Origin of the sequence: Caballeronia sp. (assembly GCF_028292365.1) — a bacterium.
Classification (GTDB): Bacteria; Pseudomonadota; Gammaproteobacteria; order Burkholderiales; family Burkholderiaceae; genus Caballeronia.
On record NZ_JAQGMM010000545.1, the window covers coordinates 1 to 13,457 of the forward strand.

At 62.1% G+C, this 13,457-nt stretch carries 10 protein-coding genes; 8 read left to right on the plus strand and 2 right to left on the minus strand.

The window, feature by feature from the left end; all coding sequences use genetic code 11:
• A partial coding sequence (dnaE, locus tag JWR14_RS31965) for a DNA polymerase III subunit alpha (RefSeq protein ID WP_299717421.1) occupies nt 1–2,850 on the plus strand: 2,850 nt, incomplete at its 5' end.
• Nucleotides 2,851–2,861: 11 nt separating this feature from the next.
• A complete protein-coding gene (locus JWR14_RS31970; RefSeq protein ID WP_299717447.1) occupies nt 2,862–3,959 on the plus strand; it encodes a glycosyltransferase family 4 protein in 1,098 nt (365 codons plus the stop codon).
• On the opposite strand, the gene JWR14_RS31975 is transcribed toward JWR14_RS31970, so the two are convergent.
• On the minus strand, nt 3,928–4,695 hold the full coding sequence (locus JWR14_RS31975; RefSeq protein WP_299717449.1) for a glycosyltransferase family 2 protein: 768 nt from the start codon (nt 4,693–4,695) through the stop codon (nt 3,928–3,930). The genes JWR14_RS31970 and JWR14_RS31975 overlap by 32 nt on opposite strands.
• Before the next feature lie 441 nt (nt 4,696–5,136).
• On the opposite strand from JWR14_RS31975, the gene JWR14_RS31980 reads away from it, so the two are divergent.
• From JWR14_RS31980 to msbA, 6 genes are all read left to right on the plus strand, one after another.
• Entirely contained in the window at nt 5,137–6,234 is a 1,098-nt protein-coding gene (locus tag JWR14_RS31980; protein WP_299717451.1) for a glycosyltransferase, read from the plus strand.
• Nucleotides 6,231–7,076 (plus strand): polysaccharide deacetylase family protein, encoded by an 846-nt coding sequence (locus JWR14_RS31985; protein ID WP_299717453.1) that lies wholly within the window; start codon nt 6,231–6,233, stop codon nt 7,074–7,076. Before JWR14_RS31980 ends, JWR14_RS31985 begins: the two co-directional genes overlap by 4 nt.
• 90 nt (nt 7,077–7,166) lie before the next feature.
• On the plus strand, nt 7,167–8,447 hold the full coding sequence (locus JWR14_RS31990) for a nucleotide sugar dehydrogenase (protein ID WP_299717455.1): 1,281 nt from the start codon (nt 7,167–7,169) through the stop codon (nt 8,445–8,447).
• A gap of 70 nt (nt 8,448–8,517) precedes the next feature.
• Complete coding sequence (locus JWR14_RS31995) at nt 8,518–9,654, plus strand: glycosyltransferase family 9 protein (RefSeq protein WP_299717457.1); 1,137 nt, start codon at nt 8,518–8,520, stop codon at nt 9,652–9,654.
• Nucleotides 9,651–10,943 (plus strand): O-antigen ligase family protein, encoded by a 1,293-nt coding sequence (locus JWR14_RS32000; RefSeq protein ID WP_299717459.1) that lies wholly within the window; start codon nt 9,651–9,653, stop codon nt 10,941–10,943. The genes JWR14_RS31995 and JWR14_RS32000 overlap by 4 nt, the downstream gene beginning before the upstream one ends.
• A gap of 261 nt (nt 10,944–11,204) precedes the next feature.
• Nucleotides 11,205–12,923 carry a lipid A export permease/ATP-binding protein MsbA gene (gene msbA, locus JWR14_RS32005; RefSeq protein WP_299717463.1) on the plus strand — a complete coding sequence of 573 codons (1,719 nt, stop codon included), beginning with the start codon at nt 11,205–11,207 and terminating at the stop codon, nt 12,921–12,923.
• A 207-nt stretch (nt 12,924–13,130) separates the two neighbouring features.
• Here the strand turns inward: msbA and JWR14_RS32010 are convergent.
• On the minus strand, nt 13,131–13,457 hold a 327-nt coding region (locus JWR14_RS32010), incomplete at its 5' end, for a VC0807 family protein (RefSeq protein ID WP_299717461.1).

Below are 13,457 nucleotides of genomic sequence, written 5' to 3' on the forward strand. Positions count from 1 at the left end.
ACGACCGAGCAATATTTCCGCACGCAAGACGAGATGTGCGCGCTGTTCGCGGACCTTCCGTCGGCGCTGGCGAACACCGTGGAGATCGCGAAGCGCTGCAACCTGAAGCTCGAGCTCGGCAAGCCGAAACTGCCGCTGTTCCCGACGCCCGACGGCATGTCGCTCGACGACTATCTCGTGCAGTTGTCGAAAGACGGGCTCGAGGTCCGGCTCGCGCAGCTTTATCCCGACGAAGCCGCACGCGAAGCGCAGCGCGAGACCTATTACGCGCGTCTGGAATTCGAGTGCAAGACGATTATCGGCATGGGCTTTCCGGGTTACTTCCTGATCGTCGCCGACTTCATCATGTGGGCGAAGAACAATGGCGTGCCGGTCGGTCCAGGCCGGGGATCGGGCGCCGGTTCGCTGGTCGCGTACGCGCTGTTCATTACCGACCTCGACCCGCTCAAGTACAACCTGCTGTTCGAACGTTTCCTGAACCCGGACCGCGTGTCCATGCCTGACTTCGACATCGACTTCTGTCAGGAAGGGCGGGACCGCGTCATTCAGTACGTGAAACAGAAGTATGGCGCGGACGCCGTGTCGCAGATCGCGACCTTCGGCACGATGGCGGCGAAGGCGGCCGTGCGCGACATTGGCCGGGTGCTCGATCTCGGCTACATGTTCACCGACGGCATTGCCAAGCTGATCCCGTTCAAGCCGGGCAAGCACGTGACCATCGCGGACGCGCTGAAGGAAGAGCCTACGCTGCAGGAGCGCTTCGACAACGAAGACGAAGTGCATCAGCTGATTGAGCTCGCGCAGCGCGTGGAAGGGCTGACGCGTAACGTCGGCATGCACGCGGGCGGCGTGTTGATTGCGCCCGGCAAGCTCACGGATTTTTGCCCGCTTTATACGCAGGGCGAAGACGGCGGCGTGGTTAGCCAGTATGACAAGGACGACGTGGAAGCGGTCGGGCTGGTGAAGTTCGACTTCTTGGGTTTGACTACGCTCACCATTCTCGATTGGGCCGAGCGGTACATCCGCCGCCTGGATCCTTCGAAGAAAGACTGGAACTTGTCGCAGGTCCCGCTTGACGACCCGGCTTCGTTCCAGATCCTCAAGAAAGCCAATACGGTTGCTGTGTTTCAGCTGGAAAGCCGCGGCATGCAGGGCATGCTGAAGGACGCGCAGCCTGACCGGTTCGAGGACATCATCGCGCTCGTGGCGTTGTACCGGCCGGGTCCAATGGACCTGATCCCGAGCTTCTGCGCGCGTAAGCACGGCCGCGAGATCGTCGAGTATCCCGATCCGCGTGTGGAATCGGTCCTGAAAGAGACCTACGGCATCATGGTCTATCAGGAGCAGGTGATGCAGATGGCGCAGATCATCGGCGGATATTCGCTCGGTGGCGCCGACTTGCTGCGTCGCGCGATGGGGAAGAAGAAGGCCGAGGAAATGGCCGAGCATCGCGAACTGTTCCGGCAGGGCGCAGCGAAGAATGGACTGACCGCAACGAAAGCCGACGAAATCTTCGACTTGATGGAGAAGTTCGCGGGCTACGGTTTCAACAAGTCACACGCGGCCGCTTATGCGTTGCTCGCGTATTTCACGGCGTGGCTCAAGGCGCATCATCCAGCGGAATTCATGGCGGCGAATATGTCGCTCGCCATGGACGACACGGACAAGGTCAAGATCCTGTTCGAGGATTGTCTGTCCAACAAGATGGCCGTGTTGCCTCCGGACATCAACCAGTCGGCGTACCGGTTCGAGCCGGTGGCCGAAGCTAACGGCACGCGCTCGAAGACCATTCGATATGGCCTTGGCGCGGTGAAGGGAAGCGGGCAGAGCGCTATCGAAGAAATCTTGCGCGCGCGGGAAGAAGCGCCGTTCACCGATCTTTTCGACTTCTGCATGCGGGTGGATCGGCGCATGGTGAATCGGCGCACGGTTGAAGCGCTGATCCGTGCCGGCGCGTTCGACTCGCTGCACGAAAACCGCGCGCAATTGATCGCATCGGTGGCTCTTGCAATGGAAGCGGCCGATCAAGCCGCGGCCAACGCCATGCAGTCCGGTCTCTTCGACATGGGCGACGAACCGCAGCAGGGCCACGACCTTCTCGACGAACCCATGTGGTCGGACAAGAAGCGTTTGCAGGAAGAGAAGAGCGCGCTGGGTTTCTATCTGTCGGGCCATCTGTTCGACGCGTACAAGACCGAAGTGCGGCGCTTCGTGCGCCAGAAGATCGGCGAATTGAAGGAAGGGCGCGACAAGCTTGTTGCAGGCGTGATCACCACCATGCGCACCCAGATGACCCAGCGCGGGAAGATGCTGATCGTGAATCTGGACGACGGCACCGGCCAGTGCGAAGTGACCGTGTACAACGAGCAGTTCGAAGCGAACAAGGCGCTCTACAAGGAAGACGAGTTGCTGGTCGTGCAGGGACAGGCACGCAACGACGCGTTCACCGGCGGCATCCGTTTTACGGTGGAAGCGGCCATGGATCTCGAACGCTCACGCAGCCGATATGCGCAGGCGGTGAAGGTGGAAATGAACGGCAATGCCGACTCGCTGCGGCTTAAGAAAGTGCTGGAAGCCTATTGCGCGCCGCCTGAACAGGCGGCACCGCCGGCAGCGGTGCAGGCGCCGTCGCGCGGAGGCTCGCGAGGAGGCGGTGATCGTGACGGCGGCCGCGGTCAACGGCAACCGGTGCATATCCCGAATGGCCTGAACGTGAGCATTGTGTATCGCAGCGAGCATGCGGAGGGTGAAGTGCGGCTCGGCGATGCATGGCGGGTCAAGCCGACCGACGATCTCATTACGGCCTTGCGCGGCGAATTCGCGGGAAGCTCAATCGAAATTGTGTATTGATGCGCGCCGGGATGAAAGTTGCGATCTCCGCGAATGCGCTGAAACTCAGCGGCGGACTGGAGCGTTACGCGCTGGACCTGATTCGGGGGCTCAACGCGGCTGGCTTCACCGGCGAGCGCAAGCCAGTGTTTTTCGCACGCAAGATCGATCCGTCGCAGCCCGAAAGCCAGATGGTCGACGCACGCCGGATCAATGTGTCGTTCCTGCCTTCCAGACTGCGCGACACGTATTACAACTGGGCGCTCAAACGGGCGCGCAAGAAGGCACGCGTAGATCTGCTGATTGGCTGCAACCGTGTGGAGTCCTCCGAGATAGCGGTTTGCGGTGGTACGCATATCGGCTTTCTCGCCGCGACCGGCCGGCGTGAGCGGCGCTCGGACAGCCGCCAGATCGTGCTTGAGCGTTTGCAGTACCAGCAAGCCAGCGTAATCGTCGCCCACTCGGACATGATGCGCAACGAATTGCGCTCACTCTATGGCGTGGCCGACTCAAAAATCCGCGTACTTTATCCGCCGGTCGACGGCGCGCGGTTTTCTCCCGTGTCGCACGAGAAACGTAGCGAACTGCGCAAGCGCTTTGGTTTCGCCGATCAAGAAATCGTGCTGCTGTTTCCGTCGAGCAGCCACGAGCGCAAGGGTTTGCCGCTGATCGAGGCCGCGCTGCGTGACAGCGGCCTGCCGGTGGTTGTCGCGGTCGCGGGGCGGCCGCCCGCGCAGACCTCCGGGCAACTGCGCTATATCGGTTATGCGAAGAATATCGAGGATGCTTATCGTGCTGCGGATTTCACCGTGCTGGCCTCAAAGTACGAGCCGTTCGGGCTGGTCGGTATCGAATCCGTGATGTGCGGCACGCCGGTGATTTTTCCAACCAGCGTAGGCTGTTGCAGCGCGATTGCGGACAACGCAAAATTTACCTTCAAACCGGGCGATACAGATGGCCTGCGGCACGCCGTCCGTCGTGCACTGGATGCAAAAAATACCAACGTGACGGCAGCATCCATCCTGTACGACACCAGCATTGCCGCGCACATTTCAGCATTGCTGGCGCTCGCCGAGCGCATAGTTGCCGACAAGCCTGTCAGCGCATCCGGTTCAGTTCAGAGAGCTTGAGAAACCGGTAATACACGGTCTGCGCATTGAACACGGCAATCATGAAACCCGCGCGGCCGTCGAGAAAGCCGCGTCGCAGAAGGTAGGTACGAACAAAGGCCCACGCCCCCCGCAGCACCGCCGTAGCCAGGCTGCCGCGTTTGCCCGCTGCGTGCCGTTGACGCGCCCCGGCCGTGGAATAGTTATCCATCTTGCGCAAGACGGTCTCAAAATCCTCGTAGGAATAGTGCATCAGCTTGCCCTGCAGACGCGCGACCTTGGCAGCATCCGGGTTGATCAGCACCAGACGCTCGTGCACGAGGTCATCGGAGAAACGGGCTGACCCGCGTTTGAACAAACGCGGAATCCAGTCCGGATACCAGCCGCTGTGCCGCACCCATTGTCCGCAAAAATTCGATAGCCGGTCGACCGCGTAAACCTCGGCTTGCGGCTTCGAGAGCGCCGCACGGATCGCGGCGCCCAGTTCCGGCGAGACCACTTCGTCGGCGTCGATGGATAACACCCAGTCGGTCGTGAGCGCATCGAGCGCACGATTTTTCTGCGGCCCGAACCCCGGCCAGTCGCGCGCCTCGATCACGCGCGCACGATGCGCCTCCGCTATGCCCACGGTTGCGTCGGTACTGCCGCCGTCGATCACGACGATTTCATCGGCGAAGGAAACCGCTTCGAGACACTGCGCGAGGCGTGCGGCTGCATTGAAGGTAATGAGGGCAATACCGAGCGTTTGACGAGTCATGGGGCTTAAGCGTGGGGTATGCGAATTGCTATAATTTGATGCGAAAAGTTTCAGCGGTGACTGCTGCGTTTATAGTCGCTGTCTCCGGCTTGTCTCGTCCGTAACAGGGACTGCCAAGCTTGGCGAGGCCGGGTGAATTCACGCCATACGCGTTGCGCATCAATCCTGGCCGCCCGGCCACCGTTATACCAGACCAATGACTGCGTGCCGTGGGCGGCCGGCCACGAGTCCGAAAACCGCGAACGGCCGCGAGACGGAATGCATCGCCGGAAAGGACGCAACGCGAGCATGCAAACGTGAGTAGCTTGACGCGGGAGATTCAGCTCACCGACTCACTGACACAGCGCACGAAACACGCGAAACGCGGGTCCCCAAGCCGCATCCGATTTCGGCACCATCCACGTTGACACTACCAAGATTCATTCGGAGTTCGCCATAGTAATGAAACCGCTGAGAATTCTGCACAGCGAATCGTCCAACGGGTGGGGCGGTCAGGAACATCGGACGTTCAAGGAAATGCTCGCGCTGCGCGAACGCGGTCATACGCTCGAACTCGTCTGCGTGCCGGGTGCACGGCTCGGCGAGCGTCTTGGGGCTGAAGGCTTCACGGTCCACACCACGCCCATGCGTTCAGGGGCCGACATCAACGCGGTTGCGCATATGCGGCACATTCTCAAGCAGGGCCGCTTCGATGTACTAAACACCCACAGTGGCCGCGACAGCCTGCTCGGCGGCGCCGCCGCGCGGCTCTCGGGCACACCGCTGATCGTGCGGACCCGGCATCTGGCGCTCGCCATCACGTCGCGGGCGACCTACACGTGGCTCCCGCACAAGGTGGTGGCGGTCAGCCAGTCGGTGATGCGTTATCTGGTCTCCGAGGGCGTGCCGCAGAAGGATATCGTCACGATCTATACGGGCATCGTCAAGTCGCAGCCGGTGAGCCGCGTGAGTTCCACGTTGCGCGCTGAACTGGGTCTTGGCGAGGACGCCGTGATCGCGGGCACGGTGGCCATCATGCGCGACAAGAAGGGTCATCCCGATCTGATCCGCGTCGCGAGGCCGTTGATCGAACAGCGGCCGAACCTGCATTTTGTCTTCGCCGGCGACGGTCCGCTCTTCGACGAAATTCGCGCGAACGTTCAAGCGCAAGGGCTTGCGGGTCACATCCATTTACTCGGCCTGCGCCGCGATATTCCCAACGTCTTGGCGGGCTTCGACCTGTTTGTGCTGCCGACTCATCAAGAGGCGCTGGGCACGTCGTTCATCGAGGCAATGGCGGCAGGCCTTCCGGTGATCGGAACGGCGGTGGATGGCGTGCCGGAAGTGATCGATGACGGCGTGAACGGCCTGCTCGTGCCCGCGCACGACGACCCCGCGCTGGCCGCCGCGCTGCTGCGCCTGGTCGATGCTCCGGACGAACGCCGCCGCATGGGTGAAGCCGGTTTGCGGATCACGCAGACGCGCTTTTCCGTCGATACCATGGCAAACGAGACGGCCGCGTTTTATCAAAGCAGCCTGAGCGAGCGAGGCGCTGCATGAGTACGACGTTGAGCACCGCGCGCGCCGTGCCCGTGTTGATGTATCACCACGTGAGTCCGGCGGCGGGTGCGGTGACGGTGTCGCCCGTACATTTCGCGGACCAGATGGCCATGCTCGCGCGCGAGGGTTACACCACGCTCGGCGCGCAGGCGTTCAGCGCATATCTGGCGGGCGAGCCTGTGCCGGCGAAGTCGGTCGTACTCACCTTCGACGACGGGTATCTCGACAACTGGGTTCACGCGCATCCAGTGCTCGCCAAATACGGTTTTACAGCGCTCGGATTCCTGGTGTCGGGCTGGGTAAATAGCGGCCCTGTGCGTCCGAACGCGCTGGCTTCAACTTCCGCCAGGAACCTACCGGACCTACCGGACCTGCTAGGCCACTCGGCAGCGAAAGCGGCGATCGAGGCCGGTGAGAGCGACCGGGCTGTCATGCGCTGGTCGGAAATCGATGTAATGCGTCAAGCCGGGACGTTCGAGTTTCACAGCCACACGCACACCCATACGCGCTGGGACCGCGTGAGCGCCAATGCATCCACCAAGCGCTCGAGCCTGCGCGACGACCTGCTGCAGGCACGGGCGGCACTCGCGCATCATCTTGGGGATGTATCGGATCATCTGTGCTGGCCGCAAGGCTATTTCGATACCGACTACGTAGAAGAAGCGCACGCGGCGGGTTTTCGCCATCTCTACACCGTTGAACCCGGCACCAACCCGCGTCATGGCAATCCGGCGCGCATCTTGCGGCTGGACGTGCGCGACAAGCCGGCCGCGTGGCTGAAAAGTCGCTTGTGGGTGCATAGCCGGCCGCTTCTCAGCCGCCTGTATCTGAAAATCAAATGACGGCCTGCCAGCGGTTGGCCCGTCCCTTGCTGATCTGCCGGGAGTGGCCTTCGGGCATGCCCGTCCTGACCATTGCGAGTACTTATTACCATGCATGATCGCCACGTCTCCGTCATTGGTCTGGGCTATGTGGGTTTGCCGGTCGCCATTGCATTCGGCCTGCAACGCCGCACGATCGGGTTCGATACGAGTCCGGCCCGGCTAGCCGAACTGTGTGCGGGCCTCGATCGCAATGGCGAAGTTCGCCAGGAGGAACTGGCCGCGGCTCACCTCGAGCTCACCGATAGCATCGACGTGCTCCGGCAAGCCAATTTTCATATTGTCGCGGTGCCTACGCCAATCAGCTCGGGCGCGCAGCCGGACCTGATGCCGGTGAAGCAGGCATCCGAGACGGTTGGCCGGGCGCTCAAACGCGGCGACGTGGTCGTGTACGAATCGACGGTCTATCCCGGCGTCACCGAGGAAATTTGCATCCCGATCCTCGAGCGTGAATCGGGCCTCAAGCTGGGGATGGATTTCACGGTTGGCTACAGTCCGGAGCGCATCAATCCCGGCGACAAGCAGCATACGTTTCGCAATATCGTGAAGATTGTGTCCGGGTCGGATGCCGAAACGCTTGATCTGGTGGCGAAGGTCTATGGCTCGGTGGTGACGGCCGGTGTGTACCGTGCCGGTTCGATCAAGGTGGCCGAGGCCGCGAAGGTCATCGAGAATACGCAGCGCGACCTGAATATTGCGCTGATGAACGAGGCGGCCATCATCTTCGATTATCTCGACATCGACACACGCGAAGTTCTGGACGCCGCCGGCACCAAATGGAACTTCCTGGATTTCACGCCAGGACTGGTGGGCGGACATTGCATTGGCGTGGATCCGTATTACCTGACGCACAAGGCGCAGGTCTCCGGTTATACGCCCCAACTGATCCTCGCCGGCCGGCGCGTGAACGACGGCATGGGCCGTTTCGTGGCCGATCGCGCCGTGAAGACGCTGATCCGGACCGGGCGCGCGCCGCTGCGTGCAAAGGCGGTGGTCCTTGGGCTGACGTTCAAGGAAAATTGTCCGGATTTGCGCAATTCGAAAGTCATCGATATCGTGCATCACCTGCAAGACTACGGGCTCGAGGTTCAGCTTCACGATCCGCTCGCCGATGCCGTGGAAGCCTTCGATGAATACGGCGTGACGCTGACGGGTTTCGACGCACTGGAACCCGCCGACCTGATCGTGCTGGCGGTTCCGCATCGCGAGTTTCTGGAGAAGACTGACGCCTTGCTGGCGCTGGCGAAACCCGGCGCCGTATTCGCCGATGTGAAGTCGAGCCTGCCGCTTGATGTCATCGGCGCGGCAGGTCTCGTAGTATGGCGACTATGAAAACCCGGAAAACCTGGGCTCACCACCACCAACCGGCATAATCTCGATTTCACGTAGGAACGCCACCCGAATGAGCCGACTTTCCGGACGCGTGCGCATCTTTGCCCGCGCGTTGCCCCGGCTGGCGTTGAAGCCGCTGCGCCGCAAGCCTCAAGTCTTGAAGCGCATCCTGATTGCGCATCATTTGCTGCTCGGCGACACGCTCTTGCTCACGCCGCTCGTTGCGAAACTTCGCGCGCAATATCCTGACGCGCGGATCGTGCTGACCTGTCCCAAGCCGATCGTGCCGCTCTATGCGGGTCGGCCGTTTGGCATCGACATTATTCCCTTCGACCCGCGCGACTTCCGCTCGGTCAATGCGGTGCTGCGTTCGGGGCCGTACGATCTTGGCATCGTGGCCGGGGATAATCGACACGCGTGGCTTGCGCTGGCGGCCGGGTGCCGATGGATCGTCGGACATGCTGCGGACAAGCCGGCCTGGAAAAACGTGCCGCTTGACGAAGCCGTGCCGTATCCCGATGCACCCGCTGCATGGGCGGATCTTGCGGCCGAACTGGTGGCCGGGCCACCGCCGCGGCCGTATCGGCTGAGCGACTGGCCGGCGCCTGCGCCCGCCGGGTTTTCAGAACCCGACGCGCGCGTGTTGCGAAGTCCTTACGTGGTGTTACATCCAGGCGCGAGCACCGAGGTCAAGCGCTGGCCCGATGAACGCTGGCGAGCGCTGGCGGCGTTTGTCGAAGCACGCGGGTTCACGCCTGTGTGGAGTGGCGGACCGAGCGAGACGGCGCTGATCGATGTCATTGATCCCGATGGCCGTTACCCGAATTTCGCGGGCCGGATCGATCTGGGACAGGTGTGGCATCTGTTCGCAGGCGCGCGCGCGATTGTCTGTCCTGATACGGGCGTAGCGCACCTCGGGCGTCTGACCGGCGTGCCGACAGTTACATTATTCGGCCCTGGTAACGCGTTGATACACGGCGCGGGAAATTACTGGCGCGATGCACCGTTCATGCCGGTTACTATCGCGGACATGCCGTGCCGCAATCAACAAGATATCTTCAGACGGCACGTGGCCTGGGCTCGCCGCTGTGACCGCAACACGAAGACGTGCGTCGCGTGGCGTGGTGACCATGCGGACTGCATGGGATTTATTTCGCTTGAGGTCGTCTGCAACAGCTTGCAGACGGTCCTTCCGGGAGTGCAATGACGAAGACGTGCAAGCAGGTGGAACGCGTTCTGTGGGTGGCGTGTCCAGTGATTATGTTTGTCGCGATGTTCGCCCATATGACCGCGCTCGAGAACATGGCGCTGGGACTGGTAGGTATCGGCACACTTGCCGCGGCTTGTTCTTCGCAGCGGCCGTCGCCGCTGCACTGGCCGTTGCTGTGGCCTATCGTTATCTGGAGTGCGTGGGCGCTGGCGTCGATCGCATGGTCACCGTATCCGCGCGACAGCATGCACGCATGGCTCGACGAAGTGCTGTATCCGCTGGTGTCGTTCTTCGCGTTCTGGCTGATCGGCACGCGCACGACGAAACCCGAGTGGATGGTGTTGATCAACTGGGTGGCCTGCGTGCTGCTGGCCGCCGGCAGCCTGTATTACTGGGGCCGTTTGCAGCCGCCCACGAATCCCTCAGACATCCTTCTCCACTATTACAACCGCGTCGGCCACACGAGCACACTCGCCATCTTTTCGATGACGCTCTTCACCGGCCTGATGCTGAATCGCCGCTGGTGGCCGGTCGCCCTGAGCGGACTGGTGCTGGCTCTTGTCATCGGGCTGGCGACGCTCAACCGGTTCTTCTGGCCCGCCGCGGCCGTGACGCTTGTGGTTGCGTGCTACCCGCTCTACCGCAAGCATCTGGTGATCGCGGGCGTGTGCGTGGCGGTGATCTGCGTGGCTGCGGTGGGCACGCTTGAGCTAAGCGCGCGGATGCGTTACGGCCATGCCATGCCGAAGGCGGCTGCACGGGAGCTGACAGTGGGTGGGGACCAGGTGTATGTCCCCAAGGCACTGGCGGGCATTGGGGACGTCATGTCTTCCGATACGCGTCCCAAACTGTGGGCGTTCTACGGCCGGGAAGGTGAAGCGCATACCTGGACGGGCATTGGTTTCGGCAAGCCGTTGCCGGGGCGGGTATTTCAAAGCGAAATACCACCTGCGTTACTGGAGACGGAACCGCAGGCGCTGACGCATGCGCACAATCTATTTTTGAATACCTGGCTGGAGACGGGAATAGTAGGTGTGGTGCTGGAGGCCGCGCTGCTGATTGCGTTGATCTGGCGTTTCTGGCGGCTGCGGCATGTGGTGCCCTGGCTGAGTTCGGCGGGCATGGCGCTGGTCATCGGAATGATTGCAAAGAATTTCACCGACGACTTCATGTGGCAGACCACCGCGCTCGCTTTCTGGTGTTTTTCAGGGTTCCTGCTCGGTCGTGGCGAGCGCCTGGCGGGGCGGGTTGCGCCGGCGCGAGGGGCTGTGTCGCAGCAGCAGTAGAGGCCGCAACTCGACCTTGCTGCGGCATTCTCCCCGACAAGCCTCTTAATGAGACAAAGAGTCCCGGCGCATTACAATACCGGTTTGCCGTGTCGGCGCGGTTTAGCGCGCCCAGAGTCGCCCGGGCGCAGGTTCAGTCCTGCTCCGTCCGCCGTCCGATCCACGGATTCCCGGATTCACGATTAAGGACCTCTTTTGAGTCAAAAGCCAACCCTGAGCAAAACGATCGGCAGCGGGGAGACCACGTCGCCCGCCGCCGTGATGAGCCGGCTCTGGCCGTACATCCGCCCCCTGATCTGGATTGTTGCGCTCGGCCTTATTGCAATGGGTTTCGTCGCCGCAAGCGAGGCGGGCATTCCGATGCTGCTCAAGCCGCTGCTTGATCACGGCTTCGGCGCGAAGGGCAGCGCCAGCGCCAAGTGGATCGTGCCGGCCGCGGTCGTCGGCCTCGCGGTCGTGCGAGGTGGCGCGCAATACGCGTCAGGCTACTTGCTCGCCTATGTCACCAACAAGATCCTGCTCGAACTGCGCCTGAAGATGTTCGATCGGATGATCCACACCAGCGCCGGTTTCTTCCAGCGGGAAACGGCCAGCACGATCATCAACGCCATCGTGTTCGAGGTGAACCAGATCCTCAACGTGCTCCAGAGCGTGGTCGTCACGCTCGTGCGTGATTCGCTCACTGTTATCTTTCTGCTGGGATACCTGTTCATTCTCAACTGGCGGCTGACGCTGGTGATCGCGGTGATCCTGCCCGCTATCGGCTGGCTGGTCAGCAAGATCAATCGGCGGTTGCGGCGGCTTAACCGCGAATCGCAGTTGTTGACGAACGAGCTGTCGTACATCGTGGAAGAGACGGTAGGCGGTTATAAGGTCGTCAAGGTCCACAACGGCCAGCGCTACGAAAACGACCGGTTCACCGAAATGAGCAATCGCCTGCGCGGCTATCAGATGCGCATGACGGTGTCGGGTGGTCTCGCGCAGCCGCTTACGCAGTTTTTGGCATCGATTGCACTCGCCATCGTGATCACCATTGCCGTGGTGCAGTCGGCGAATGACCAGACCACCGTCGGCGGTTTTGTGGCGTTCGTCACGTCCATGCTGCTGGTGATCTCGCCGCTCAAGCACCTGATCGATATCAACCAGCCGCTGCAGCGCGGCATGACGGCGGCGGAACTGATCTTCGGCCTGATCGATGAACCGGCCGAGCCCGAAGGCGGCGGCCGGCCGCTCGTGCGCGCCAGCGGCGAGGTGGAGTTCCGCGAAGTGTCGTTCAGTTATGGATCGGCCGGGACACCCACGCTCGACGCGATTTCGTTCAAGATCGCCCCGGGAGAAATGGTGGCGCTGGCCGGTGCATCGGGCAGCGGCAAGACCACGCTGGTCAACCTGTTGCCGCGTTTCTTCGATCCCGCCAGCGGTGCCGTGCTGGTCGACGGCGTGCCGCTCACCGAGTACAGCCTGCACGATCTGCGCGGACAAATGGCGATGGTGAGCCAGGACGTGGTGCTCTTCAACGACACCATCGCCGCCAATGTCGCGTACGGCCAGACGCCGGATCGCGAGCGGGTAATGGCCGCGCTGGCTGCGGCGAATCTCGCCGATGTCGTCGCGGCCATGCCCGAAGGCGTGGACACGCGTGTGGGTGGCAACGGCATGCGCTTGTCAGGCGGGCAGCGGCAGCGGCTGGCTATTGCTCGGGCGATCTACAAGGACGCGCCCATTCTTATCCTCGACGAAGCGACGTCCGCGCTTGATTCCGAGTCCGAACGGCATGTGCAGGAAGCCCTGGAAACGCTGATGAAGGGGCGCACGACGCTGGTGATTGCTCACCGCCTTTCGACCATTGAACGTGCCGACAGGATCCTGGTAATGGACGCGGGGAAAATCGCCGAACAGGGCAGCCATGCCGAGCTGCTGCGCCACAACGGGCTGTATGCGAACCTTCATCGGATCCAGTATCAGCAGCAGGCAGCGTGAAGCTTTGCGGTTCTGATCGATGCGCGCCTCTGGCCGGAACGGCTAGAGGCGCGTTTTGCATTGGGGAGCGTGGAAAGGCCGGCGGTGTTCAGCGGAGCGGATGGTGTTTCAGTGGCGCCCAGGACGGAAGGCAACGCGACGACCGACGGGTTTGCGGATCGACCATCGCATGTGTAGAACTCTGCAGGGCCGGGGCGACCCACTGCGCTATGGACGAGCAGCCGCCGTAGGCGCGACTGTAGCTCGCCGCTGCAGCTTCTTGCGATACATCAGCGTCCATACCGTCCGCGCGCCATAAATGCCAGAACCGATGAACGGCGAGGCGACCAGGAAACGCTCGATCGGCCAATGCCATGCCAGCCAGCTTCGAAGCGCATTCTCGCCAGTCAGGCCGAGTCCCCACACGGCCGTCATTAGACGCACCGATCGACGCAGCGCGGGCCGTTCGTTCCAGAGCGCTTCGAAGCGTTCCGCGCCACCTTCCCCTTCACGTGCGACGGTTGCCCGAGCGAGATAAAAGGTGAGCGGTCGCCG